Here is a 24,543-nt window from a genome sequence, read left to right on the forward strand (position 1 = left end):
CGTGGTGCGTGCGCAGCAAGAAGCACCATTGCTTTAAGCTCAAACAATAAGGGGCGCTATCACAGCGCCCCTCCGGATATCACTCAACGTTTCGGGCTATCGCTTTTTCGATGCGCTGACGGCCCGCATGGGCGAGCTTACCGACCCCAGCTTCCTTGGCCACCGCATAAACCAGTCCCTCTCCGACGTGTCCATTTTTAGACATTTCGACTACCAGGGCACGCAATTCAGGTAAGCAGATTTCAGTGAGTGGGCGAGTTGAATCGTCATCACCTGGTCTACGGAAGACGACGTTCGCATCCGATGCGAGATGTGCGGGCCAGAAGAAGGTTCCAGATTGCTCCTCTTCATGGGAGCGGAATCGTGCCCGCGCAATTTGATCGACACGATCGCGAATACGTGAGCCGGTTCTGACCCAGCCATGAGCGCGCGCGATACGCCGTGCAAGCACCGTATCGAGCACAGGCCCCTCTCCTGCCACCACGTGGGCGATCATCTGCTCCAAAGTAACCGTGTAGCTCGCTTCGAAGAATCGGTCTGGGTCAACTCCTTCCACAGCCTCCGTAGGGTCTGCTTCCTTGTAAACCAGGTACTCGACTGGCACATAGGGAACCACGGCCACTTCTAGTACTTGAGCCGCAGCAACTCTGGCGTATTTCAACTCAGGCAATGCGCCGGACGAATCATTGGCTTCGGCAACAGAGGTTGAAGCTACAACAGCAACCTGATCCATCACTTCAATTACTTCAGTCATCGCGGCATCGACTTTCAGGCGCTCCGCCTCATGCGCAGCATCGATGACGGCTTGCTTGGCTCGGGACTCAGCAAGCAGTTCACTCAAGCGCTGATGAACCTTTTCCGCGGTCCCTACAGCGTCAACCCACCAGTCGGTCGACCAGATCCGCACGATTTCCCAGCCAAGTCCTCGTAGTACAAATTCCCGCAGCTTGTCGCGATCACGCGCAGTCGCACTGCGGTGGTAGGTAGCACCATCGCATTCGACGCCGGCGAGGAAGCGCCCTGGAGCGTCGGGGTGCACGACACCGAGGTCGACTCGGAAGGAAGACACACCAATTTGAGTGTGGACCTGCCAGCCCTTCTTGGCCAAGGCAGCAGCGACCGCCTCTTCGAATGGACTATCAAATCCACCCACGCTTCCAAAGTTCGCCTCTGCCAAAGCCCGTGGGCCCCGCTCGGCAAACTCGAGGAAGTGCTTCAGATCACGTACCCCGAGCGCTTGCGTCCGGGCAAGGTCAATGTGCTCTGGCCGCAAGGTCGAAAACAACACCAATTCCTGGCGGGCACGCGTGATGGCAACGTTGAGCCGGCGCTCGCCACCCGGACGGTTCATCGGGCCAAAGTTCATCGACATCACGCCGGCAGCATCTTTCCCATAGGTAGTCGAGAAGTAGATAATGTCTCGCTCATCACCCTGAACACTTTCCAAGTTCTTCACGAACACAGGCTCAAGCTCTGACTCAGCGAAATACGAGTCGAGCGACGGATCTTTCCGGCATGCCTCATCCAGCATGTCCATGATGAGTTTCTGCTGCTCACCGTTGAACGTGACGACACCCACGGTGCGACGGCTCTCACGGAAGGCCGGCGACTGAAGACGGGCGACAAGGTCAGCGACCAGGGCTCTTGCTTCAATAAGGTTGGTACGTGAACCGCCCTTGTCGTATACGCCTGCCACAGGGTACAACCGAACGGCTTTGTCAGCCGTGAACGGCGATGGGAAGGTCACCAGCTTCGAGCCGTAGTAACGCTGGTTCGAGAAGGCAATCAGGCTCTCATGGCGGCTACGGTAGTGCCAATTCAGGTTGCGCATCGGCAGGTTCGCACTGATGCATTCATCCAGGATGCTCTCGAGATCGGCTTCGACATCCTCATCATCAGCCGTAGACTCGGCACGGTCGAAGAACGAGGTCGGCGGGAGCTGTTTCGGGTCGCCCACCATCACAACCTGCTTTCCTCGCGCCATCGCACCAATCGCATCCCAGACCGGAATCTGAGAGGCCTCGTCGAAGATGACCAGGTCGAACGGAGTCGAAGCTGGCGGCAGGTACTGAGCAATGGAAAGTGGGCTCATCAGCAAGCACGGCGTCAGCTTTGTCAGCGCTTCTGGAGCTCGCGTCATCAGATCTCGTAATGGGATGTGCTTGGTTTTCTTGCCCATCTCATGGCGCAGCAAACCCCACTCAGAAGTGCGACTCACGCTGTCCTGACTTGGCAAGTCGGCGCACAGCCGAGCACGGAGCCAGTCCTTCGTCAGCTCGGTAAATTTATCATCCAGTGCGCGGAAGTCGCGAATACGCTGTTCGTGCTCTACGCTGACGAACGTCCGAATGACCTCCTCGTTGTCTACGGTGGTATTCAGCCACCAGCGCGCGTAATTTACCTCGAGGACGCGGCGGACTTTTCCGGAGGTGATCGCCCCGCTTTCCATTGCCTGAACAATCGGTGCGAGTCCAACGGCGAAGGCTTCATCGCGAACCTTCCTCCATGCACACCACGCCTTGAGTCGTGACTCAGAAGCAACTACGGTTTCACAATTTTTCTTGAGGCCATTCAGCGACAGGTGAGCGGTCTCATCAGCACCGGCTTCAGTGAAGTGGCCAATCGACGTCAGATTTGATGAACGCTCGTGCAGCAGCCCAAGCTTTTCACGGAGGGCAATACCAGCAAGGGCTATCGCTCCTTCCGGTTCCAGCAGCGCGTTACCATCGCCCAGGAGTGTTTGCAGAGGGGCTTTGTAGGCAGCAATCTGCTCCGGGTTCAGCGCGAGCTTTGCAACAGCGGTCGCTACCTGCCCCTGGAACTCCACAGCCTGACGCGCTATTTCAAGCTTGGTCTTCAGGTCACTCCAGACAGGTACCAACTCTCGCAGGTCAGTCAGGTCGGAAAGATCACGCTCAACCGCTGCCCGCTGCTTTAACAGATCGAAGTCACCCTTGAGGAGCGATCCACAGCGGCCCTCTTGCACTTCGGGGTGATCATCAACGAGACGACCGCGCTCTTCGATATCCCGGCGCTCGGCCTGGAAGCGCATCGCCGCGCTAAGGTGATCGATGTTAGTGTCCCTGCCGCACCAAAGCTGCTGAGTGCTCGTGCCAAGGTCGGACAATGTCGACATTTCTGCATCAAGGCGAGTCAGCGTGCGAAGCCGCCGGAGGTCTTCCTTCAATGCGTCACCCAGCTGGCCCTGTTCGACCAACTGAAACCCCTCATCAATCCAGTCCGAGTCAGTTTGTTGAAGCCGAATGGCCTCTTGAAGCTTGATCGACGTCGATAGCTGCTCAACGTCAGATTTCGAACCTTGCCAAACGGCAACGCACTCAAGCCCGGGCTCGAGCTCATCTATAGCGCGGCGCACGGTGCGGATCTCTGCCCAGGTGGCCAGATCTTTACCGTGATCGGCTTCGCCTGCAGCGGTTTGAGACGGAGTCAATAGACCTGCGATACGGCGCTTTCCGAACCAGGACTTTGGCCAAAACGCTTCCTCGGCTTCCTTCCACTCACGCAGCAACAGATCGATGTCGAGCGACTCAATCGTATCCCCATAGGTCGCACTGAGCTGCTGCTTGTGCTCTGCTATTTGGCCAAGTAGTGATACCGCCTGAGCAAGCACATTGGTAACACTCTCCGGCCATGCCGGGCTGAGCTCACCGAAGGTGGTACGACGCTCCCGCAGCAGTTCAATACCCTGCTTCGCATCGGCCACAACGCGCGAAGGCCAGAGCGGCGAAAGCTTTGAGTTGAGCTCTCGGTGCTGTTCAATCCATGCACAACCCTCACTCAGCCGTTGGGAAATGGAGCGGGCATCAGGCCGCAACGTGAATCGCCAATCTTGTCCTGCTGCTGCGGGAAGTGCCTGGGAAAGCACTGATAGCCCCACAAGTGCAGTCGGGCTGTATTCCGACGCTGGGAGTCCAGCCAGTTCAACGAATCTATCAGCCGCCCGCTGAACCTCCAGCACAGCAGGCAACACATCACGAGCGGCCTGCACGAACTGTTGTTGCCAATGGGGTGACCATTCTGCCTGGCCTACAGCGGACATCGCATTGCCAGCAAGCTGACTATAATCAACCGCTTGCGCGTTAACTTCGAGGCGATCGCCCAACTCTCGAAGCTCTAGCATGGCCTTCTGGTCGTGCGTGTCTGGTGAAACCCAGCCAACAGGCGCGACAGCTTCATCACCACCAGAAGTGACTGTGCCGATCGCATCGTAGATGGTGTAACCGTTCCGATGTCGCCGGTGCAGGCGCTCGACGTAGATGTTCAGGCTATCGCGCAGCGTAGCAAGGCGCTGCGCCTCAATCTCCCAAGCCGCGGAATCCACTTGCCCCTTGGCTTCCCATGCTGATTGCAGCTGGGCAAGGACGTCGGTCTTTCGAGCCTTGCTCGAGTGCAACTCAAGGCAGAACTCACCCAGTCCAATCTCACGTAGGCGACGGTACACAACATCCAGCGCTGCTATCTTCTCCGAGACAAACAGGACCCGACGCCCTTGGGCAATCGACTGAGCGATCATGTTGGAGATCGTCTGGCTCTTGCCAGTACCGGGCGGGCCGATGAGTACGAAATCTTTGCCCTTGGCAGCCGCCATCACTGCCGCAAGCTGAGACGAATCAGAAGGCAACGGACAGAAAACATCGGTCGGGCCGTAATCACGATCCAGCGACTGCGCCAGTGGGAACGGTGTATCCGAAACGAACGAGTCGCGCGGTGTATCCAGAAGGTGCTGAACCACTGGGCTCTGCCGCAGGTGCTCGGCGTTCTCGGCTAGATCCTTCCACATGAGGTACTTGGCAAACGAGAACATAGACAGCACAACGTCTTCGCTCAGCTCCCAGCCTGGAATGTCCTTGATGGCATGACCAACTTTGTTCCAGATGCCGGCGATATCCAGACCTGAATCGTCCCGAGGCAGCTCGTGCTCCAGCGAACCCAAGCCCAACTCGAAATCCTGCCGAAGCATCTCAATCAGCGTCGGGTTGAAGCGCGGCTCATCGTCGTGGAGCACCATGGTGAATCCGGAGCGAGCGCTCTTGCGCTCCAGAGTGACCGGAACCAGGACAAGGGGCGCCTTGTACTTCTGCCCTACCCTATCCTCTCGCGTCCAGCTCAAGAAACCAATGGCCAAGAACAGCGTATTGGAACCACCTTCTTGAAGGGCTGTGCGAGCACCTCGGTACAATTCAGTGAGTCGAGCGTCCATCTCGTTGGATGTCAGCGCGACGAAGACTTCTCTTCGCTTGAGTGCATCCTCGGCATGGCGGCGGCGAACATCCTCTCGCTCACGCTGTTCATAGAGCGCGCGTTCCCGCGGGTCGGCCCCATCCATGAGATCAGGCCGTGTCAGCAGCTTCAGCGACTGCCCGCTTGCCAGAAGATCCTCGAGCGCGCCCGGGTCGGGCGACTCAAGCTTCAACGCCCGCTTGCCCATCTTGAAGTTGAGCAAATTGTTTCTAAGAGAAAGATCCAGCAATTTGCGCTGCCAACGGCCTAGACGATCAGCAGGGTCAAGCTTGGAAAGATCCTCGACAACAACTTCATGCACTTCATCTGGAATGTCTGCTCCGTCTTCAACCAGCAGCGGTGGTGCATCATCTGGTACCTCCGAAGCGACTCGCGGTATCTGAATCTCGGAGCTCGCTAGTGGTTTGATGCGCTGCAGGCGGGCGCGGCGAATGTCGAGCAGTATCTCAAAGTCGCTGTCCGCGCCTTCGTCAATTTGCTTTGCGCCCCGCTCGACGGCGTAGGAGAAGGACGGAGCTATGTTCTGCGTAACCAGTGTGGTCTCGAAAAGCACCAGCTCACGCAGTTTCACCCGTTTGCGCACCGCGGTCACATCATCCACAAGCGCTGTCGTAAACTCTTCTGGCTTCATCCACAGGCCCACAAAGGCATGCCCTCGGGTGAAGACGATCACGGGGTTCAGGCCAATTTGCTCAAGAGCAGCACAGAAAAGCAGGGTAAGATCCATACAGGTCGCCAAACCGGTGTCGGCGATCTGGCTTGGACTGCGCACCTTTTGCCCTGTCTGCTCGAAGCTCGCCGGCGGCAAAGCGTAATCAAGCTTCATCCGTGCCACGGCGCCCCAGACCGCCGACGCCAGTTGCCAGGCACGCTTCGCGCCGCCCTCGTAGCCATCGAGCGCCGAAGATTTCTCGCTGAGTCGTAGCAATTCAGCCGTCTGCTTCAACAACCGGTCAACAGCTGGATCATTGGGCTGTACGAATGCGGCTGTCATATCAGGGATATGATGAAGCCCTCCCCACTGGTTGCGTGGCAGAAGGTCAACAACCTGCTCCAAACGAGCGACTTCCTTCCGACCACTCTCGGACGCTTTGTCATCGGCCTCAAGCACGAAGGTGAAAGTAGATAACTCTGCCTCTGTGAGGCGATTCAGCAAGGGGCCGTCTAAGACAAGGTCTAGCCCCGGAATGACTCGGAAACTGTCCGCTGTTATTTCGTCTATCCGCCAGATTTTGGATTTAAAGACCTCGGGCTCTGACGACAGCGTGAGCGTCGCATTGACAAAGCGATCATCGGTCTCGTTCGAGATTCGAAGTTCTCGAATTACCGGGATGGCGTTCTGGAAATCCGCAAGGTTCAGCTTGGCAACCAAAGTGGCGAGGATCTTCACCTCTTTTGGCGGAATATCTTCTAGTGACGTGAGTGACTGAACGATCTCGTCCATGCACAACCTTCCTTGTCGTTATACCCAAGGGAGTGCCGGATGCGGCCGGCCAAGGGGCTCCTCTTGAGCTGATGGCGGGATGATAGCGCTTCCAAGTTCAGGAGTAATGATCCTTTGGTCGTTGAACACCATGCAAAAACTGTTGGGGTTATCTGCATTCCTTGAACATCTGAGAGAAATCTGCAGATGCCGAGAAACGACTCTCTCCCTTGACCCACACGCAAAACTCCTTGTCCCACCAACCCCTTTTTCCCATCCCCGCCTCCACCCAGAATCCGCTCCTGACACCATTCCCCGTTCAGGAGCCCGCAACTTGCGCTACTTCAACCCCCTGCTACTCACCCTAGCCCTGGCCACCACCGCCCAATCCACCCTGGCCGCCAACTGGCAATCCTCCCCCTACGGCCCAAACGACGAAATCGGCGCCGCCAACCTCCTCACCCCCGAGGTGGTCAAGCAAGCCGTCACCCTGGTCAAGACCGGCAAGACCTATCCCCTCGCCGTCCCCGTCAGCAAGGACCTGCCCGCCTTCCGCCACCGCAGCTTCCACCTCTACAACATCCAGCCCGGCGAACAGGCCGGCCAGACCCTGGGCAAGAACAAGTTCAGCTTCAACGACGAGCTGGTCAACGGCTGGACCGGCGTCGGCACCCAGCTTAACGGCATCGGCCATATCGGTATCGACAACGTCTACTACAACGGCAACAAGGCCGCCGACTTCGTCACCGTCGAAGGCGTGACCAAGCTTGGCTTGGAGAAAGTGCCGCCGATGGTCACCCGTGGCGTGGTGCTGGACATGACCGCCTACTACGGCAAGGCCATCGTGCCGGGCGGGACGTCGTTCACCGTCAACGACATCAAGGCGGTGCTGAAGCGGCAAGGCATCACCCTGCGCAAGGGCGACGTGGTGCTGTTCAACACCGGCTGGCTGGAGCTGATCGGCAAGGACAACGCACAGTTCCTCGCTACCGAGCCAGGCATCGACCTGCCGGCGGCCGAGTGGCTGGCCGACCAGGGCATCGTCGCCTTTGGCGGCGACACCTGGGCCTCTGAGGTCTACCCGAACCCTACCGGTGAGGAGTTCCCGGTCAACCAGTTCATGCTGGCCAAGCGTGGCATCTACAACCTGGAGCTGATCGACACCCGCGCCCTGGCGCGTGACAAGGCCTTCGAGTTCCTGTTCGTGCTGGGCCAGCCGCTGTACAAGGGTTCGACGCAGGTAAATATCAACCCGGTGGCCATCTATTGATCATCAGGCCTTGAGGTGTTGTACCTCGCCTCCCTGGGGCTGCTTTGCAGCCCTTCGCGGGTGAACCCGCTCCCACAGGTATAGCGCCAACTCCAGAAATTGGGCGATCCTGTGGGAGACAGCTTGCGGCCGGAGTAAATCGCTGGCCGCACTGTTTACGGAGCCGGGTAGAAGCCTCTGCATTCACGTCCTAAGGGGCCGTCTGCAAAAGTGTTGCCGCTGCAGCAGTCCAAGCCGTCACGCCCCACGTAGGTCTCCGCCCTACAGGCTGCCGGCAGCAGCTTCCTCCAGGTTTTAGTCCCTGCGTCGTTTCTGCCCGTGCCATTGAGCTCGTAGGTGCAGTCATGCTTACGCTTTTCTGCATTCGGCACCTGTTGGTTATAGGCTGCTTCCCCCAGCTGGAGACATTGCTTGTACTTGGGGAGATCCAGTTCGCGTTTGGCCTTCGCCTCTGCAATGATTGCGGTGCATTTGGGGTCACCAGGTGTAGCGAGGCAGTTGATTCGCCCACTCAATGCCTTGGCTCTTTCCCTCAAGCTTACGCACTCCTTTGCCAGCACAGGCTGCGCCGGTGTGCTGGCGCAGGCTTGCTGATAGAACGCCGGGGTGAAGTCGAACGTATCAGGGTGCGGGCCGCTCCCCCGATACATGACCTTCAAGCACTGCTTTTCACCGGACTCGAAGCAGATGCGACACTCTTCTCCCTTCACACACTTGCTGTACTTGGTACCTTCCTTGTGAGCGAACGCTGTTCCATTCATGGCTTTGGAGAAGACGACATGTGCGTCGCAGTTGGCGGGACAAGAAACCCCATCGTCGTAGATCGTGAGTTTTTTGACCTCTGCCTGGCTGGCCGGCACCGCCGCTACGAGGAACAGCATTGAGAACAGGAGTCGGATAAGCATGTGACCCTCCGTGGAACATGTATGAACCGCTGCTACTTCGGCCTTGCCCTCCTCGATAGGCAGGAGAGGCATTTACAGAGCCTAGCAGCCGTACTGGCACAGTGCCCTTGGTGCTTCACCCCGTCACCACCTCATACCTCACCCGATGCGCCTCGGTCGGCAGCGGCACCTCCCACTTGAACAGCATCCGCCGTATATCGTCATTGCGCAGCGACGTGTCGCGTCGCTGGTTACGCCGCATGATCTCGCCCTCCGGCCGCTCCAGGTAGACGATCTCCACCTGCGCACCATAGCCATACAGCAAGTCCAGCGTACGGCTGCGCATCTGCGCCGACAGGTGCGTCGAGTTCCACACGAAGGGCCTGCGCTCGCGCAGCAGCGCCTTGGCCCGGTCGATGGCGTAGTGGGCGGCGGCGCCTTCGTTCTGGCCGTGGCGCAGGCCCAGGGCCTGGCGTGCGTCGTCGAACGACACCACCGGCAGGTCCGGGTGCTGTAGGGCGGTCCAGGTGTCCTTGCCGCTGGCCGGAAGGCCCGAGAGCATCACCACCTGGGAGCCCTGGGGCTCGTGCAGCGCATAGTCCGGATGCACGCGGGCGCCACGCAGGTATTGAATGCGCGTGTACTCGTCGGCAAACGCCCGTGGGCCGTACAGGCACCCCTCCTCTGCCGCCAGCTCGCGCCACAGTTCGATAGCGGTCAGCACATCGGCCTTGCCGGCATAGTGGCGACCCTGCATGTCGGCCTCGGCCACCGCGCAGAGCATCCACACCGGCAGCTCCCAGGACAGCTTGTGCAGCAGGAACTCCGCGCTGCGCCCGCTGCGGTCGCCCTGCAAGGCAAAGAACGGCAGTTGATGCACAGTGATGATCCGGCAGATCTGTTCGCGCAGCGCGAACGGCACGCCGGCGCGCCACAGCAGCAGGCGCGCATCCACCGCGCCTCGGCGCGAGTGGCCGGGTTGGCCGATGCGCCCGGTCTGCGGGTCGATCACCGTGGTGTCGGGCTTGGCGATGTCATGCAGCAAGGCAGCGAAGAACAGCACGAAGCGCTGCTCGGCGCTGGCGTCGCGGTAGGCGCGCTGCGCCAGCAGCGCCTCGACCACCAGGCGGGTATGGACCCATACATCGCCCTCGGCGTGATAGGTCGGATCCTGCGGGGTGTCGGCCAGGCGTGCCAGGGCCGGAATGGCCGCGAGGCAAGCGGCGCTGTCCATGTCGTGCCCGGGGTCGGGCACCAGTTGTTGCAGTTGTCGAATATCCATTTCAGGAAGCTCCTTCAGTCGCCGCGGCGTTGGCCGTGCCAGTCCAGGGACAGGCGCGGTGCGTAGAGATCGACGCCGGCGGCCAGTTGATTGGGTATGTACGGTTGGTTGGCATGGTGCTGGTCGGCGTCGAGGATGGCCTGGACGAAGTCCTGGCGCACCCACTTGAGCCGGCCCAGGGTCTGGCGCTCGTCTTCGAGCTTCAGGTACAGCCCCTCCATGCGGCTCGAGCGGTCGCACTGGCGCCAGGCACGGGCCAGGTCGAGGCCTTCGCGGCGTACCACCTGCTCGAACACTTCACGCCATCGCGCAGTCTTGGCCAGCGAGTCGCCGAGCAACGCCATCAGCTCGGTGTAACGACGCGGTGCCGGGCCTTCGTACAGCACCGGCACCGACAGCACCGGCCCGTCGGCGAGCAGGCGTCGACGCGCCGCGGTGGACAGGAACAGCCCCGTGGCGCGGTCCCACACGTCGAACTCGCAGAAGAAATGCGGCAGGTGGTCGTAGAACACCGAGTGCTTCTTGTGCAGCCACTCGCCATACAGCACGAAGCGGTCTTCAAGACGCTCCAGCAACCAGTGCTCGTGGGCCACGGCCCATTGCTTGAACAGGTTGAACTGGCGCTCGCGGCCACCGCCGCTGAGGTAGTGGCCGCGCGATTGCAGGCGTAGTTCGCCACCGTTGGTAAAGCTGATGCCGGCGTTGGCGCCGTCGAGTTTCTCTTCCACCACCAGCCATTGGCCGGCCAACGAGCCATAGGCCACCTGGCCAGCATCGCTGTCGCCGTCCTGCAGGCGCGAGCCTTGCAGATGGGGTGTGCGGGGGTATTTGAGCAGTTCGAGGGAATGCGCGTCGGCACGAAAATCCATGTTCATGGGTTTCTCCTTGGAAATAGGGAAAAACCGACGACAGGATCAGGCAGGTACGAGGATGAAGCGCCGCCGCGCGCAAGCACGGGCAGCCATCAGGCACGATGGACCGTCGTCGGTATCAGGCGTGTTTGATGGCGCAGGGCACTGGCTTCACCACTTGGCAAAAGGTTGCGGGGATTCGAGGGCGCATATTCAACAGCAGGTACCGGTAGCGGGTCAAGCCTTCAATAGCATCAATGTGATAGCATCCGCGTGCCCCTGGAGGGGCAATCTTTTGAAACCCCGCAAGGAACATGCTTCGTGAAAGACTTCGTCATCAGCGTCAACAACATCGTCCTCTACATCTCCCTGGCCGTTATCTGGCTCTTCGCGCTCATCACCCTGTTCACCGGCGGATTCCTGCCAGCCCTGGGTGTGTTCGTGGCCGGCAGCCTCGGCTGGTGCATCGTTTCCGGCTTCTGGTTCGTCCAGTCCGCCACCTACGAAGAGCTGCGCAAGCTCAACGCCAGCAAAGACTGACGCTCTGCTCGGTACGCGCGCTCATGGCGCGCCTTCCGGCAAGCGTCGGAAGAACAGGGTGATCTGGCCAACCTCCACGCCCAGCTTGCTCATGCGCGAGCGGTTGATCAGGGTGTCCTCGTCCATCAGGTACATCCAGTCGTCCAGGTCCACCTGCCAGTGCCGCCCGTCCACGGGCAGATCCAGCGTGTAGCGCCAGCGCAGTGCGTTACCGGCCACTTCACCGCGCGCCTCGCCGATCACATCCCCCGCCGTGCCGCGCCAGCGATCGGGGCCGTCCGGCACCAGCGTCCAGGTGCGCCGCTGGCGTGTGCCATCGCTGTAGAGAAACTGCTCGTCGAGGATCAGCCGTTCGCCTTCCCGGCGGCTGTCGATGCGAACGTGAAAGCGCTTTACCACTTCCCCGGAGCGCTTCTGGAACATGCCCCAGGCCTGCACCGGGCGCGAGAAGAAGGCCGCCAGGTCGAAACGGGGTTGCTCCTCGGCGTAGCGCTCGACTTCGACATTGCCGCAACTGCCCAGTACCAGGCAGGCCGCCAGCAACAGCATTCTGTACATGTTCAGGATCCTCCTCGAGGCTTGCCGGCCAGGCCGAGCAGTTGCAGGCGCAACTGGGCGTCCCGAGCCCGCGGGTCCAGCCAGATGGCGAAGAACGCCCGGGCAAAGGCCGGGTCGGCAAGGGTGCGGGTGGGCTGGTCATCGACATAGAAGCGGCCGCCCTGCCCCGGCAGGTACAAGCCTGTGATGCGCATGCCGGGGCGCACATCCACGAATGCCTCCTGCAGTGCCTTGGCCCAGGCTGCAAGCTGTTGCGGCGTCACACGGCCGGCGCCTAGTCGACGCATCTCTTCAAGGCTGGCTTGCACCAGCGTGTCCCGGGACAATGAGCGGTGGTAGGTCAGTTCCAGGGCGAAAGGTTGGTTCCAGTCATGGCGCGAACCCTCGGTCCACAAGCGGGCGCTGTACAGCCGCAGGCCGAACCAGGTGAAGTCGCCACCGCCCAGTTGCTGGGCCGCCGGCAGCGCTGCACGCCAGTCCGCATTGGCCACTGGCATCGACATCAGCAGCAGGCAGAGACAGGCCCAGCGCGCAAGGAATGCCATGGCGAATCTGCAAGGAGAGAAAACCTATACAATACTAGGATTTTGTATAGATAAAATCAAATCATGTATAGATCAGCGGGTGCACCACTGCGCGATGCCGGTTGCCCGTTGTGCCTCACGGGTGAGGCGCAACGGTAGTGGATATCGGATCAAGGAAGACCAGTTGCAGCGGCTCCGCCAACAGCAGGTCGGCCTGTTCGGCAAAGCGCTGGAAGTGGCCGGTGGCCAGGTGCGTGTCCAGGGCCTGCTGGTGGTCGAACGCCTCACGCATGTAGAACGTCCCGGGCTCATCGCTGCGCTCGAAGAGCATGTAGTCGCGGTTGCCGGGTTCCGCCCGGGTTGGTTCGATCAAGGCCAGCAAGGCGGCTTTCAGCGAGGCTGCGTGGCCTGGCTTGGCCTTGAGGATGGCAAGGGAAACGAGGGGATGGTCTTGTTGGTTCATATCTGGCTCCTGGTCAGTTGCGGATCGACTGGCCTGCGGTTGTTTGTGCATGGGCTATTGACCGTGTGTGGGCCGTTGGGTGTCCGCCGCGATTCTTGCAGCGCCTATGAGATCGAGCGCCGCCCGCGCGGCGCATCGCGGGACAAGCCCGCTCCTACATCTGTTTCGGGCCAGTCAATCCTGTGCCATTACCGGGTCCGCCTTGTTGGACCGACGAAATTTCTGCATGGGCACCACTGCCGCCCCGCACGATTTTAGGTATGCACCAAGGCGGGCGTCGCCTCATTCACAGGAAAAATTGGCCCGAAACAGATGTAGGAGCGGGCTTGTCCCGCGATGCGCCGCGCGGGCGGCGCTCGATCTCAAGAGCGCTGCAAATCCAACGTTGAACGCCCTGAAAAGATGGGCTTCAGAACCCTTCCAAAACAATCTTGCCGCGCGACTTGCCGCTCTCGACCAGCGCATGGGCACGGCGCATGTTGGCGGCATTGATGGCACCGAAATGCTCGCCCAGGGTGGTGCGCAGGATGCCCTGGTCGATCAGCCCGGCTACGCGCTCGAGCAGCTCGTGCTGGCGCACCATGTCGTCGGTCTGGTACAGCGAGCGGGTGAACATCAGCTCCCAGTGCAGCGACAGCGACTTGCGCTTGAGCGGGATGACATCCAGGGTCTGCGGGTCGTCGATCACCCCCAGGCGACCTTGTGGCCGCAGCACCTCGACCAGTTGCGCGAAGTGCTGCTCGGTATGGGTGAGGCTGGCGACATGGCTCACCGACTCGATCCCCAGGGCCTGCAGTTGCCCGTGCAGTGGCGCGCTGTGGTCGATGACATGATGGGCGCCCAGTTCGCGCACCCAGTCGGCGGTCTCGGCGCGGGAGGCGGTGCCGATGACCGTCAGACGGGTCAGTTGCCGGGCCAGTTGCACCAGCATCGAGCCGACGCCGCCGGCGGCGCCGACGATCAGCAGGGCATCGCCCTCGCCGCCGCCTTCGACTACTCCCAAGCGATCGAACAGCAGCTCCCAGGCGGTGATGGCCGTCAGCGGCAGCGCTGCCGCTTGCGCCGCACCCAGGCTGCGCGGTTGGTGCCCGACGATGCGTTCGTCGACCAGGTGGTATTCGCTGTAGCTGCCGGGCCTGGCGATGGAGCCGGCGTAGTACACCTGGTCGCCGGGCTTGAACAGGGTCACCTGAGGGCCGACTTCACGGACGATACCGGCCGCGTCCCAGCCGAGTATTTTCGGCTCGCGCGTGAAAGTACCGGCACGCACCTTGGTATCGACGGGGTTGACCGACACGGCCTTGACCTCCACCAGGATGTCCCTGGGCCCTGGACTCGGCCTGGGCATGTCGATGTCCTGAAGGGACGCAGGGTCTTCGATGGGCAGGCCGTTCTGGGTATAACCGATCGCTTTCATAGGCACTCGCTGCTGGATATGGTTTGATTCGTGAACCCAGTCTGGCGTGTCCGGTCGTTGGGAAAAACGGGTTGTACCCGTGAACACTTTCATTGCAGGAGTGAAAATGATCCGCCTCGACGACCTGGCCATCTTTGTTCGCAGCGCCGCGTTGGGCAGCTTTACCGCAGCCGCCCACGAAACCGACCTGCTGCCCGGGCAGGCAGCCGAGGCGGTCAAGCGCCTGGAGCGTGAGCTGGATGTGCGGCTGTTTGCCCGTACCACGCGCAGCCTGCGCCTGACGGCCGAGGGCGAGCAGTACCTGCCCTCGGCCTTGGCCGCCCTCGAGGCCCTCAGGCAAGGACGGGACAACCTGCAGCAGGAGAGCGCCCAGTTGAGCGGGATCCTGCAGGTGGCCGCGCCGTCCGACCTGGGGCGCAACGTGCTGCTGCCCTGGCTCACGGCGTTTCGCCGCGAGCACCCGCAATTGAACCTGCGCCTGTTTCTCTCCGACCAGATCGCCGACCTGTTCCGCGATCCGGTGGATATCGCCATCCGCTACGGCCTGAACACCGACGCCAACTACATCGCCCTGCCACTGGCACCGTGGAACCGCAAGGTACTGGTGGCCTCGCCCGAGTACCTGGCGCGGCAAGGCCCGCTGCAAGCCCCCGCAGAACTGCGCGAACACCAATGCCTGCTGTACATGCAGCAGGGCCGGGTCTACGACAAGTGGCAACTGGGGACGCAGACCGTGCAGGTGCGTGGCGCCCTGCTCTGCGACGATGCCGATATTGCCCGCCGATGGGCCGTGGCGGGCGAAGGGATCACCTACAAGTCCTGGCTGGATGTGAGCGACGATGTATTGGCGGGGCGGCTCGTCGTGCTGTTGCAGGATCACCCAGGGCCGAGCATGCCATTGAGCCTGGTGTGCCCGCACCGCAAGCAGTTGTCGCCTGCCGTGAAGCAGCTGCACGCCTGGCTGTCGAGCCGTATCGCCGCGCTCGAACGCTACTGATCAGCCTGCTGGCAGCACGCCCTGGATCGCCGATACCACCTGCCGCGTCGCCGCTTCCAGGGTGTCTTCATTGCGGCACAAGAACCAGCCTTGATCGGCAACCGCTCGCTCGAATGCTTGCGTGCAGGCCACGTGTTCATCCAGTTCATGCATCACGGTACTGCCTAGCCCACGCGAGCGCGCCGCTGCCCTGCCCCAGGAAATTTCAGGGTCGGTGATCACGCCCACATGCAGGTCCGGCACCCGCACGTCGCATTCGATGTTCAACCGTAGAATCTCGGCAAACGGCACCAGCCGGCGAAACGCGGCATCGGACGGGTACCAGCGATCGATCAGGATGATGCTGTCCTTGGGCTGTCTGGCCAGCACATGCCGGGAAATCCAGGCCCGGCTGTGCGCAAGGCGCTCACAGACCTTCATCTCCAGTTCCCGGCAGGGATGCCTGACAAACTGGTTGACCAAAACCATGGTTTCGCCCCGATAGGGATCGCTTTTCTTCTCGCTGATGCGGATCACCTTCCTGTTGTCCGCCCTCAGTGCTTGGGTAACGGACTCCAGCAGCGTGGTCTTGCCGGTGCCTTTTGGCCCGTCCAGGGAAATGAACAGCGAATGATTCATGCTTCACACAACGATTGGATTCCTTCATCAACTGACATCGACTCACATCAGGCAGTAGAACTCGCTGACCTCGGCGACGATCTCCCGGGCGGCATTGTACAGCCTTGCCTCAGGTGTCAGGGCCATGGAGCGGGCTTCGAGCACATAGCGCTGGCCGGCCTGGAAACCGGCGTAGTCGAGGGTCAGGTAGCATTGGCGGACCGTGGTGCCGCCCATCATGCTCAGCCCGCCTCCGCCGCTCGTTTCGTAGTCGAACCTGACCACCAGCTCATGGCTGCCGGGAGTCACCTGGAAGAAGCGGCCTTCGACAAGGCGCTGCTTGTCCAGGCGTTCGGCCAGCAGGACGCGGTCGTTGGGGAACGGCAGCGAGAGGTCGACCCAGGCCATCTGCGGGTTGGCGGCGGGCATTGGCGCCTGGCAACCCGGGATGGCGGTGATCAGCAACAACAGCATCAGCCGGCGCATGACAAAGACTCCTCTGGGGCCTGTATCAAGGATAGCGCCGTGGCCTTTGCAATGGAGGGGTTTGTCAGGCTTCAGGCACCCGTGGCAGGGATTCGGCCTGGGCGGTGCTCTGCGCAGCCGGCGGGGTCAGGCGCAGCACCCGGTCGCGGCCACCCTCGGCGAGCAGATAGCCGCCCCTGCCGTCCGGGACGATGGCCTGGGGCGCCTTCAGGTAGTTGAGCACCGTGTGACGGGTGCCATCGCCGTCGATACGCAGCAGACGCGCACGGTGGGTCGAGTCCTCACTGATCCACAACCCACGCTGATCGCACAGCAGGAACGTCGGATTGCGCAGGCCTTCGACCACCACCGGGTCGGCGCCTTCGGCATTGTACGCACGAATCTTGCCGGTGGCTTTCTCGGTGTACAACAGGCGCCCGTCGGTGCAGCGGGTCAGGCCTTCGGTTTCGGTCAGGCCCGCACGCAGCACATCGAGTTCGCCGCTGCGCCAGTCGTAGCGCATCAGCCGGCCATCGCCCTTGCGGTCCTCGATGGCGTAGAGATGCTCGCCATCGTTGTACAGGCCCTGCACGTTGTTGCCTTCGAACAGCTGGCTGACCTGGCCGTTGCGCGACACGCTGACCGGCGCCCCGCCCACTTCCTGGCTGAACGCCCAGCCACCGTCGACGGCGACCATGCCGTCGGGCTTGGACAGGCCGTCGAGCAACACCACCCGGTCGCCCTCGGCGGTGATGCGCATGATGCTGCCCTTGCCGCCGTTGAGTTCGCGGCTGACCAGCAGGCTGCCATCAGCCTGGGGCAGCAGCGAGGCAGCCCGGGTCACCGAGTTGTGCAGTACTTGCACGCCCCAGCCTTCGGCGGCCTGCACCGGGTAGAAGGACTGCCAGCCGAAGAAACCCAGGGTACAGGCTACCAGACCTCCGGTACCGGCCAGAGCGAGGCGGACAGCACGTTTGCGCAAGACAGGCATCATCGATTCAGCTCCGTGGAAGTGCTGGCGATGCTAGCAAGGTGATGTGAAAAAAATGTCATTGCCATAAAGCCTGGGAAACTTCCTACACCCGCACCATGAGAATACCGTCATCACATTCAGCAATTGGATACCGGGTATTCCAACATTTAATTTGTAGATGGCACAGCCACGCCCCTATGCTGGCGGTGCATCCCCTGCACGCACCGGCCGGTGTGGTCCAAGGCATGGGGAGAGAACAACAAAGTCGAGACCGTTCATGTCGAAACCTTCCTACTTCGCCCCCCACGGTGGGCACCCGGCTCAGACCGAGCTGCTGACTGACCGTGCCATGTTCACCGAAGCCTATGCCGTCATCCCCAAGGGCGTGATGCGTGACATCGTCACCAGCCACCTGCCGTTCTGGGACAAGATGCGCATGTGGGTCATCGCCCGCCCGCTGACCGGTTTCGCCGAAACCTTCTCCCAGTACATCGTCGAAGTCGCCCCCGAAGGCGGCAGCGAGCGCCCTGAGCTGGACCCGAACGCCGAAGCGGTGCTGTTCGTGGTCGAGGGCGAGATCGATATCACCGTCGAAGGCAAGCACCACACCCTGGTGCCGGGCGGCTACGCGTTCCTGGCCCCGGGCGCCGACTGGAGCCTGCGCAACAACAGCAAGGCCAATGTCACCTTCCACTGGCTGCGCAAGCACTACCAGAAGGTCGAGGGCCTACCGGTTCCGGAGTCGTTCGTCACCCACCGCGACAACGCCACCGTCATCGAGATGCCGGGCACCGAAGGCGCCTGGAAGACCACCCGCTTCGTCGACATGGCCGACATGCGCCACGACATGCACGTGAACATCGTGACCTTCCAGCCGGGCGGGGTGATTCCGTTCGCCGAGACCCATGTCATGGAACACGGCCTGTACGTGCTGGAAGGCAAGGCGGTGTACCGCCTGAACCAGGACTGGGTCGAGGTCGAAGCCGGCGACTTCATGTGGCTGCGCGCCTTCTGCCCGCAGGCCTGCTACTCCGGCGGCCCGGGCCCGTTCAGCTACCTGCTGTACAAGGACGTCAACCGTCACGTGCACCTGACGCTCAATCCGCAGCGCTGAGGGCTTCAAGGTGACTCTGCAGGTGCCGCCAGGCCCTGCAGGTTACCTGTGGGAGCGGGTTTACCCGCGAATGCGTCGGTGAAGGCACTGCCGCATTCGCGGGTAAACCCGCTCCCACAGATCGGTGGCTGCAACACCATGCATTCCCGGCCATACTGAGCGGACCACCCCTCCCGGCCCCACGCCATGCGCCTGCCTCGTCTCCTGCTTGCCCTGCTGCTCCTGCTGCCGACCACCGCATCGTTGGCAGACGACTGGCAACTCGCCCACCAGGAAGACGGCATCGATGTCTACCTGAGAAGTGTCGACGGTTCGCCCTACCAGCAGTTCCGCGGCATCACCCGGATCAAGGCCAGCGTCCGTACCCTGACCGACCTGCAGGAGAACCTGCGGGTGGCCTGCAAATGGCTGTACGCCTGCGCCGACATGCGCCTGCTGGAGGTGGACGGCGACACCACCTGGGTCTACCTCACCACCGCCCTGCCCTGGCCGGCCAAGCCCCGCGACATGGTGCTCAAGGTACGCACCGAGCGCCTTGACGACGACACCCTGGTCCGCCACCTGAGCGCCGAACCCGGGCGGGTGCCGGCAACACCTGGGCTGATCCGCGTGCGCCGGCTCAGCGGCGAGTGGATCATGCGCCCGCTGGGCGAGCGCGAGACCGAGGTCACCTATCAGCTGCGCGCCGACCCGGCCGGCGATGTGCCGGGCTGGCTGGCCAACCGCTTCGTCGTCGATGCGCCGATGGTCACCCTGAAGACCCTGCGGGCGGTGGCCGAGCGTCAGCCGTAATCGCTAGCGACTGCGCAGCAGCAGGGACGCCAGCGCACAACCGAGCAACGCCACGCACGACAGGTAGAACGCATCCGAGTAGGCCATCAGGTAGGCCTGCTCGCGCACGCTCTGGTCGATCAATGCCAACGTCTGCATCACCTGCGGCGACTGCGGGTCGACCATGCCGCCGGGCAGGCGTTGCTGCAGCGCGCCGTCGAACAGCGTCAGCCCTTCGCCCACTCGCACCGAATGAAAGCGCTCGCGCTGCGACACCAGTTGCGTCAGCAGCGCCGTGCCCAGCGCACCACCAAGGTTGCGCAGCATCGAGATAAGCGCCGAGGCGGAGCCTGCCTGGGCCTTGTCCAGGCCCTTCACCGCCAGCACCGACAACGCCACCATGATCAACGGCTGGCCGATGCCGCGCACCACCGTCGAGGGGATGATCACGTTGCTGCCCGAGTCCACCGTCAGCGTCGACCCCAGCCAGCAGCCCAGGGCCATGATGGCGAAGCCGCTGGCCACCAGCAGCTTGGCATTGAGCCAGCGCATCAGCCGTGGCAGCAACGGCGCCAGCAGTAGTTGGACCATGCCGTAGGCGATCAGGCTCTTGCCGATCTCGCTGGCGCTGTAGCCCTGCACCAGCGACAGGTAGTTGGGCACCAGGAACACCAGGCCGAAGGTGGCCGCGCCGAACACTGCCATGGCCAGGCTCGACACGCCGAAGTTGTAGCTGCCCAGCAGACGCAGGTTGATGAATGGTCGCGCGCCCCACAGTTGGCGCTGGATGAACAGCGCCAGGGCGATCACCGCGACGAGGCTGAAGCCGACGATGAAGCGCGATTCGAACCAATCCTTGCGCCCGCCCTCCTCCAGCACCACCTGCAACGCCCCCAGCCCCAGCGCCATGGCGACGATGCCCAGCCAGTCCGCCTGGCGCAAGGCGCCACGATCACCGGCCTGGCCCTTGATCGACCAGGCCACCGCCGCCAGCAGGGCCATGCCCGGTGGCAGTTGCAGCAGGAAGATCCAGCGCCAGGAGTACATGTCGGTGAGCCAGCCACCGATCGACGGCCCGGCGGCCTGGGCCACGCTGTTGGACAGGCTGAACAGTGCCATGCCCAGCGCCAGGCGGCTGGCCGGCAGCTCGGTGATGATCAGCTGCATCGATAGCGGGATCAGCACCGCGCCGGAGGCGCCCTGGATCACCCGCAGGCTGATCATCGCCTCCAGGCTGCCGGCCATGGCGCAGCTCACCGAGCTGACCAGGAACACCGCCGAGCCCACCAGCATCACTCGGCGCAGGGAGAACACCTGCACCAGCCAGGCCGTCAGCGGGATCATGCTGATCTCGGCCACCAGGTAGGCGGTGGATATCCACGAACCCTCCTCGAAGCTGGCCCCCAGCGCGCCTTCGATCTCGGGCAAGGCGGCGCTGGTGACATGCACGTTCATGCCGGCCATGAAGCAACCGAACAGGCCACCGATCACCGCCACCCAGGCGCGCAGCGAGACTTTGTCTTCAGCGCTCATGGCGGGCCTGCCGGGTGTCGACGGTGGCGATCACCGACATGCCGGGCAGCAGTCGTGGGCTGTCGTCGCCCTCCGGGTCGAGGTGGATGCGTACCGGAAAGCGCTGGACGATCTTGGTGAAGTTGCCGGTGGCGTTGTCCGGCGGCAGCAGCGCGAACACCGCGCCGGAGCCAGGGGAGACGCTGTCCACCGTGCCGCGCCAGTGCTGGCCGAAGGTGTCCACCTCAAGGGTCACCGGCTGGCCGGGGCGCATCTGCGCCAGCTGGGTTTCCTTGAAGTTGGCCACCACGTAGGCCTGTGCCACCGGCACCACCGCCAGCAGCGGCAGGCCGGGGGTGACGTACTGCTGCTGACGCACCTTGCGCTGGCCGACCACGCCGTCGAACGGCGCGCGGATCTCAGTGTCGGCCAGGGCGCTGCGGGCCAGATCGGCCTCGGCGCGGGCCTGGTCGAGGTCGGCCTGGCGTTGCAGCAGTTCGGCTTCCAGTTGCTTGCCCTGCTGTTCCAGCATCGCCTTGCGTGCATGCTGGCGGGCCAGTTCGGCGTCGGCGGCGCGCTGCATGGCCTGGGCCTGGATGCGGGTGGCGCGGGCCTGCTCCATGCGCTGCACACTGGCCGCCTGCCATTGCGCCAGGTGCTGGTAACGCTGCCAGTCGGCCTCGGCCCGCTGCGCCTCGCCGCGGCTGCCACCGCGTTCGGCGTCGGCGCGGGCGATGGCGTGGGCCTGCTCGTCCTGCTCGGCGACGAAGGCGCGCAGGCGCATGCGCTGCACCTGCAGCGCCGCCTCGCTCACTGCCAGCTGCGCCTCGGCCTTGCGCAGGCGGTCGCGAAAGTCTCGTTCGTCCAGGCGCACCAACAGGTCGCCGGCCTTGACCGTGGCGTTGTCCGCCACCGCCACCTCGGCCACATAGCCACTGACCCGGGCACTGATCGGCGCCCAGTCGGCGCGCACGTAAGCGTCGTCGGTCTGCTCCAGGTAACGGCCGTCAAGCCACCAGTAGCCGCCATAGGCCGCCACCAGCAGCCCCAGTCCCCCGGCCAGGCCGAAGCGCAGCAGGCGCTGACGACGCCGCGCGCGGGTTTGCTCGAGGGTGTGCTGGGGATCTGGGCTGACCGCCTGGTTCATGCTGGGCTCCATCCGTTGGGGGGGAGCGACAGGGTACGGAATCTGAGATTGTCGTTCGCTCGCGAATCGGCAAGCAATCGTCGCGAAATGGACAGCAGATCAGCGAATAGAGGTCCTGTAGGAGCGGCCTTGTGCCGCGAAAGGGCCGCAAGGCGGCCCCGGCGATCTTTGCGTACAGGCTGACATCCTGGGGCCGTTGCACGGCCCTTTCGCGGCGCAAGGCCGCTCCTACAGTAATGCTCAATCCTGCAGGAACGCCAGCACCTGCTCCGTGGCCATCGGCGGGTCTTCCTGCATGAAACAGTGCCCACCGGCCACCTGCTGCGCGCTCACCTGGGCATTGAGCCCCGCCAGGCGCTGTACCGAATGTGGCACGAAGGGATAGGTCTGCTCGCCGTACAGGATCCGCGTCGGCGTCTGGATACTGCCCAGGTGCTGCCACATGCGCTCTGGGAACGAACTGAAGATCTCCACCTCACGGCTGGGCCGGCACTTGAGTACCACGCCTTCGCCGCAATTGCCGATGGCGTGCTCCACATAAGCCTGCAAGGCCGCATCGCTCCACCCCTTGAAGATCCCGCGCCCCTGCAGCGAGGCCTGCGCCGCCTCGCGGTCGGGCCAGTGGCTGCGGCGGGTGGCGGCCTTGCGCGCCAGGGCGTGGCGCCGGTGCAGGCCGACCATGGCGGCGGCGCCCATTACCCCGATCATGCGCCGGCTGAACAGCACCGGATCCAGCAGCACGGCGCGCTGGAACAATTTCGGCTCGCTGGCCAGGATCAGCCCGGTGAGCACGCCGCCGAAACTGTGGCCCAGGGCGTAACGCGGGACATCGCCATACTCGCCGCGCCCGGCCTCGAACGCCTCCACCGCCAGCGCCGCGCTGCGGTTCCAACCGCAAAAGGCGCCGCCGTGGTCACTGTCGCCATGGCCCTGCACATCGCTCAGCCACAGGTCGAAATGCTCGCCCAGGCGCATGAGCATCGGTTGGTAAACCAGGCTGCAGAAGCCGTTGCCATGCAGAAAGTGCAGCAGCGGCTTGCCGCTGGCGGGGGTTCGCCATCCACGCAGGCTAAAGCCTTCTGCGCATTCATGGGACCAGGGAATCAACTCCATCGACGGCACTCATCGGCTCTATGAAAACGCCGATTCTACAAACAGCAGCGGATACAGTGAAATCACCAGCAGCACGGCCATCAGGACATTGAACAGCACCACCGCGCGCGGATTGCGCAGAAGGTTGCGCAAGGCGCTGCCGAACATCACCCAGACACCGACGCTGGGCAGGTTCACCAGGGCGAACACGGTGGCGATGACGATCACGTTGAACACGTAACCCTGGGCCGGCGTATAGGTGGTGATCGCCCCGATCGCCATCACCCAGGCCTTCGGGTTGACCCACTGGAACGCCGCGGCGCCCCAGAACCCAAGCGGCTTGCGGCTGGCTGCGCTGTCGCCGGACATCGGCCCGGAGGTGGCGATCTTCCAGGCCAGGTACAGCAGGTACGCCGCGCCCGCGTAGCGCAGGATGCTGTACAGCGGCGGCCAGGCCTTGAACACCTCGCCCAGCCCGAGGCCCACCGCCAGCACCATCACCATGAAACCGGCACTGATGCCCAGGGCGTGGGGAATGGTGCGGCGCACGCCGAAGTTGACCCCCGAGGCCAGCAGCATGGTGTTGTTCGGACCGGGGGTGATGGAGGAAACGAAGGCGAACAGGACGAACGCACTGAGCAGATCGAGGGAGGCAAGCATGGCGGCGGTTTCCGGCTTTTCTGATTATCGAAAGGCCACAGTAGCGGAGGGTTGGAGGGAATGACCGGTACAGTTGTGTGAAATTGAGTGGATACACATTTCTGAGCTGGTTGTATGGCTTGAGGCTTCTGTCGTCCTTGAGATCGAGCGCCGCCCGCGCGGCGCTCGGTCTCACAGGCGCTGAAATCTCAAGACGAACACCCCTACAACCAGATCGCATCCCAGTGCGGGTAGCTACCCACCCTGTCCACTAACCCGGCTCGCAACGGATTGGCAATGATGTACCTTGCAGCCATGACCACATCGTCCTCCTTGCGTAAGGCACGATCGTGATAACCGGCTTGCCAGACGGGTGTTGGGCTGCCCCCTACCTTGTGCAGTTCTTGACTGGACCGCGCCTTGAAGTAACGCATCAACGTGCTCAGCGTCACATCCTTCAATTCAACCAACCAATGAAGATGGTCAGTCATCACAACCCAGGCCAGTGACTGGCAACTACCTTCCTGGTCAGCCAGGCGCAGATACTTGATTACCGTGCGTGCATAGCGGAGATCGAGAAACAAGGGTCGGCGATGATGAGTCACTGTGGTCAGCAGATAGAACCTACCGGACTCTGAGTATCTGCCACGACACAGGTGGCTACCTTTGGGGATTGGCATGTAGGTCGTCCATGAATGGCGTACCCCGAACCAGCCTAGCGTTAGTGATCGTTGGCTGGGCAGAGGAGTCTTTTCAGTACTT

21 protein-coding genes are annotated in these 24,543 nt (G+C 62.5%); 5 read left to right on the plus strand and 16 right to left on the minus strand.

The features are described 5' to 3' along the window. Positions 1-79: 79 nt before the first annotated feature. On the minus strand, positions 80-6,706 hold the full coding sequence (locus AC0MAZ_RS16480) for a DUF3320 domain-containing protein (RefSeq protein WP_475858581.1): 6,627 nt from the start codon (positions 6,704-6,706) through the stop codon (positions 80-82). 313 nt (positions 6,707-7,019) lie between these two features. Here AC0MAZ_RS16480 and AC0MAZ_RS16485 point away from each other — a divergent pair, with 313 nt between their 5' ends. Continuing rightward, complete coding sequence (locus tag AC0MAZ_RS16485) at positions 7,020-7,955, plus strand: cyclase family protein (RefSeq protein WP_475858583.1); 936 nt, start codon at positions 7,020-7,022, stop codon at positions 7,953-7,955. 155 nt (positions 7,956-8,110) lie between these two features. Here AC0MAZ_RS16485 and AC0MAZ_RS16490 read toward each other — a convergent pair whose 3' ends face one another. The 3 genes from AC0MAZ_RS16490 to AC0MAZ_RS16500 form a co-directional block, all read right to left on the minus strand. Next, positions 8,111-8,860 (minus strand): hypothetical protein, encoded by a 750-nt coding sequence (locus tag AC0MAZ_RS16490; protein WP_232856238.1) that lies wholly within the window; start codon positions 8,858-8,860, stop codon positions 8,111-8,113. 115 nt (positions 8,861-8,975) lie between these two features. Beyond that, entirely contained in the window at positions 8,976-10,121 is a 1,146-nt protein-coding gene (locus AC0MAZ_RS16495; protein WP_475858585.1) for an AAA family ATPase, read from the minus strand. 14 nt (positions 10,122-10,135) lie between these two features. Beyond that, complete coding sequence (locus tag AC0MAZ_RS16500) at positions 10,136-10,996, minus strand: RNA ligase family protein (RefSeq protein WP_475858586.1); 861 nt, start codon at positions 10,994-10,996, stop codon at positions 10,136-10,138. Positions 10,997-11,293: 297 nt separating this feature from the next. Between AC0MAZ_RS16500 and AC0MAZ_RS16505 the strand changes: the two genes are divergently transcribed. Beyond that, a complete protein-coding gene (locus tag AC0MAZ_RS16505) occupies positions 11,294-11,512 on the plus strand; it encodes a hypothetical protein (protein ID WP_050705559.1) in 219 nt (72 codons plus the stop codon). Positions 11,513-11,533: 21 nt separating this feature from the next. On the opposite strand, the gene AC0MAZ_RS16510 is transcribed toward AC0MAZ_RS16505, so the two are convergent. The 4 genes from AC0MAZ_RS16510 to AC0MAZ_RS16525 all read right to left on the minus strand — a co-directional run bounded on the left by AC0MAZ_RS16510 (position 11,534) and on the right by AC0MAZ_RS16525 (position 14,474). Next, entirely contained in the window at positions 11,534-12,070 is a 537-nt protein-coding gene (locus tag AC0MAZ_RS16510) for a DUF3833 domain-containing protein (RefSeq protein ID WP_475858588.1), read from the minus strand. 2 nt (positions 12,071-12,072) lie between these two features. Next, positions 12,073-12,615, minus strand: coding sequence for a chalcone isomerase family protein (locus tag AC0MAZ_RS16515; protein ID WP_475858590.1), 543 nt, complete (start codon positions 12,613-12,615; stop codon positions 12,073-12,075). 115 nt (positions 12,616-12,730) lie between these two features. After that, positions 12,731-13,057 (minus strand): putative quinol monooxygenase, encoded by a 327-nt coding sequence (locus AC0MAZ_RS16520; RefSeq protein WP_475858591.1) that lies wholly within the window; start codon positions 13,055-13,057, stop codon positions 12,731-12,733. 409 nt (positions 13,058-13,466) lie between these two features. Beyond that, positions 13,467-14,474, minus strand: coding sequence for a zinc-binding alcohol dehydrogenase family protein (locus AC0MAZ_RS16525; RefSeq protein ID WP_475858593.1), 1,008 nt, complete (start codon positions 14,472-14,474; stop codon positions 13,467-13,469). A 106-nt stretch (positions 14,475-14,580) separates the two neighbouring features. On the opposite strand from AC0MAZ_RS16525, the gene AC0MAZ_RS16530 reads away from it, so the two are divergent. Then, positions 14,581-15,471, plus strand: a complete 891-nt coding sequence (locus AC0MAZ_RS16530) for a LysR family transcriptional regulator (protein ID WP_475858595.1) — start codon at positions 14,581-14,583, stop codon at positions 15,469-15,471. Here AC0MAZ_RS16530 and AC0MAZ_RS16535 read toward each other — a convergent pair whose 3' ends face one another. The 3 genes from AC0MAZ_RS16535 to AC0MAZ_RS16545 form a co-directional block, all read right to left on the minus strand. After that, positions 15,472-16,089, minus strand: coding sequence for a dTMP kinase (locus tag AC0MAZ_RS16535; protein ID WP_203646487.1), 618 nt, complete (start codon positions 16,087-16,089; stop codon positions 15,472-15,474). It lies immediately after the preceding gene. A gap of 42 nt (positions 16,090-16,131) precedes the next feature. Next, positions 16,132-16,554 (minus strand): PA0061/PA0062 family lipoprotein, encoded by a 423-nt coding sequence (locus AC0MAZ_RS16540; protein WP_232856245.1) that lies wholly within the window; start codon positions 16,552-16,554, stop codon positions 16,132-16,134. A 64-nt stretch (positions 16,555-16,618) separates the two neighbouring features. Further along, complete coding sequence (locus AC0MAZ_RS16545; RefSeq protein ID WP_232856246.1) at positions 16,619-17,527, minus strand: NHL repeat-containing protein; 909 nt, start codon at positions 17,525-17,527, stop codon at positions 16,619-16,621. A gap of 256 nt (positions 17,528-17,783) precedes the next feature. Between AC0MAZ_RS16545 and AC0MAZ_RS16550 the strand changes: the two genes are divergently transcribed. Together AC0MAZ_RS16550 and AC0MAZ_RS16555 are read left to right on the plus strand one after the other, a co-directional pair. Next, positions 17,784-18,620 carry a bifunctional allantoicase/(S)-ureidoglycine aminohydrolase gene (locus tag AC0MAZ_RS16550; RefSeq protein WP_110739035.1) on the plus strand — a complete coding sequence of 279 codons (837 nt, stop codon included), beginning with the start codon at positions 17,784-17,786 and terminating at the stop codon, positions 18,618-18,620. 192 nt (positions 18,621-18,812) lie between these two features. Continuing rightward, positions 18,813-19,412, plus strand: coding sequence for an START domain-containing protein (locus AC0MAZ_RS16555; RefSeq protein ID WP_475861452.1), 600 nt, complete (start codon positions 18,813-18,815; stop codon positions 19,410-19,412). Positions 19,413-19,415: 3 nt separating this feature from the next. Here the strand turns inward: AC0MAZ_RS16555 and AC0MAZ_RS16560 are convergent, their stop codons facing one another. The 5 genes from AC0MAZ_RS16560 to AC0MAZ_RS16580 all read right to left on the minus strand — a co-directional run bounded on the left by AC0MAZ_RS16560 (position 19,416) and on the right by AC0MAZ_RS16580 (position 24,461). Beyond that, entirely contained in the window at positions 19,416-20,924 is a 1,509-nt protein-coding gene (locus tag AC0MAZ_RS16560) for an MDR family MFS transporter (protein WP_232856249.1), read from the minus strand. Continuing rightward, positions 20,914-22,050 carry an HlyD family secretion protein gene (locus tag AC0MAZ_RS16565; RefSeq protein WP_203646497.1) on the minus strand — a complete coding sequence of 379 codons (1,137 nt, stop codon included), beginning with the start codon at positions 22,048-22,050 and terminating at the stop codon, positions 20,914-20,916. Before AC0MAZ_RS16565 ends, AC0MAZ_RS16560 begins: the two co-directional genes overlap by 11 nt. A 240-nt stretch (positions 22,051-22,290) precedes the next feature. Continuing rightward, the gene (locus AC0MAZ_RS16570; RefSeq protein ID WP_475858598.1) at positions 22,291-23,163 is read right to left on the minus strand and encodes an alpha/beta fold hydrolase; all 873 of its coding nucleotides are present in this window, start codon (positions 23,161-23,163) and stop codon (positions 22,291-22,293) included. A gap of 18 nt (positions 23,164-23,181) precedes the next feature. Next, positions 23,182-23,802, minus strand: a complete 621-nt coding sequence (locus AC0MAZ_RS16575; RefSeq protein WP_475858600.1) for a LysE family translocator — start codon at positions 23,800-23,802, stop codon at positions 23,182-23,184. A 203-nt stretch (positions 23,803-24,005) separates the two neighbouring features. Beyond that, positions 24,006-24,461, minus strand: coding sequence for an REP-associated tyrosine transposase (locus AC0MAZ_RS16580; RefSeq protein WP_475858601.1), 456 nt, complete (start codon positions 24,459-24,461; stop codon positions 24,006-24,008). Positions 24,462-24,543 lie beyond the last annotated feature (82 nt).

The organism is Pseudomonas sp. A (assembly GCF_056270345.1).

What these genes read in the sequence shown, in the direction of transcription:
- AC0MAZ_RS16565 (WP_203646497.1), bottom strand. Translation starts at nt 22,050, where the DNA reads ATGAACCAGGCGGTCAGCCCAGATCCCCAGCACACCCTCGAGCAAACC.
- AC0MAZ_RS16515 (WP_475858590.1), bottom strand. Translation starts at nt 12,615, where the DNA reads ATGGCATTCCTTGCGCGCTGGGCCTGTCTCTGCCTGCTGCTGATGTCG.
- AC0MAZ_RS16520 (WP_475858591.1), bottom strand. Translation starts at nt 13,057, where the DNA reads ATGAACCAACAAGACCATCCCCTCGTTTCCCTTGCCATCCTCAAGGCC.
- AC0MAZ_RS16500 (WP_475858586.1), bottom strand. Translation starts at nt 10,996, where the DNA reads ATGAACATGGATTTTCGTGCCGACGCGCATTCCCTCGAACTGCTCAAA.
- AC0MAZ_RS16570 (WP_475858598.1), bottom strand. Translation starts at nt 23,163, where the DNA reads ATGGAGTTGATTCCCTGGTCCCATGAATGCGCAGAAGGCTTTAGCCTG.
- AC0MAZ_RS16510 (WP_475858588.1), bottom strand. Translation starts at nt 12,070, where the DNA reads ATGTACAGAATGCTGTTGCTGGCGGCCTGCCTGGTACTGGGCAGTTGC.
- AC0MAZ_RS16540 (WP_232856245.1), bottom strand. Translation starts at nt 16,554, where the DNA reads ATGCGCCGGCTGATGCTGTTGTTGCTGATCACCGCCATCCCGGGTTGC.
- AC0MAZ_RS16495 (WP_475858585.1), bottom strand. Translation starts at nt 10,121, where the DNA reads ATGGATATTCGACAACTGCAACAACTGGTGCCCGACCCCGGGCACGAC.
- AC0MAZ_RS16545 (WP_232856246.1), bottom strand. Translation starts at nt 17,527, where the DNA reads ATGATGCCTGTCTTGCGCAAACGTGCTGTCCGCCTCGCTCTGGCCGGT.
- AC0MAZ_RS16575 (WP_475858600.1), bottom strand. Translation starts at nt 23,802, where the DNA reads ATGCTTGCCTCCCTCGATCTGCTCAGTGCGTTCGTCCTGTTCGCCTTC.
- AC0MAZ_RS16530 (WP_475858595.1), top strand. Translation starts at nt 14,581, where the DNA reads ATGATCCGCCTCGACGACCTGGCCATCTTTGTTCGCAGCGCCGCGTTG.
- AC0MAZ_RS16535 (WP_203646487.1), bottom strand. Translation starts at nt 16,089, where the DNA reads ATGAATCATTCGCTGTTCATTTCCCTGGACGGGCCAAAAGGCACCGGC.
- AC0MAZ_RS16490 (WP_232856238.1), bottom strand. Translation starts at nt 8,860, where the DNA reads ATGCTTATCCGACTCCTGTTCTCAATGCTGTTCCTCGTAGCGGCGGTG.
- AC0MAZ_RS16525 (WP_475858593.1), bottom strand. Translation starts at nt 14,474, where the DNA reads ATGAAAGCGATCGGTTATACCCAGAACGGCCTGCCCATCGAAGACCCT.
- AC0MAZ_RS16480 (WP_475858581.1), bottom strand. Translation starts at nt 6,706, where the DNA reads ATGGACGAGATCGTTCAGTCACTCACGTCACTAGAAGATATTCCGCCA.
- AC0MAZ_RS16560 (WP_232856249.1), bottom strand. Translation starts at nt 20,924, where the DNA reads ATGAGCGCTGAAGACAAAGTCTCGCTGCGCGCCTGGGTGGCGGTGATC.
- AC0MAZ_RS16580 (WP_475858601.1), bottom strand. Translation starts at nt 24,461, where the DNA reads ATGCCAATCCCCAAAGGTAGCCACCTGTGTCGTGGCAGATACTCAGAG.
- AC0MAZ_RS16550 (WP_110739035.1), top strand. Translation starts at nt 17,784, where the DNA reads ATGTCGAAACCTTCCTACTTCGCCCCCCACGGTGGGCACCCGGCTCAG.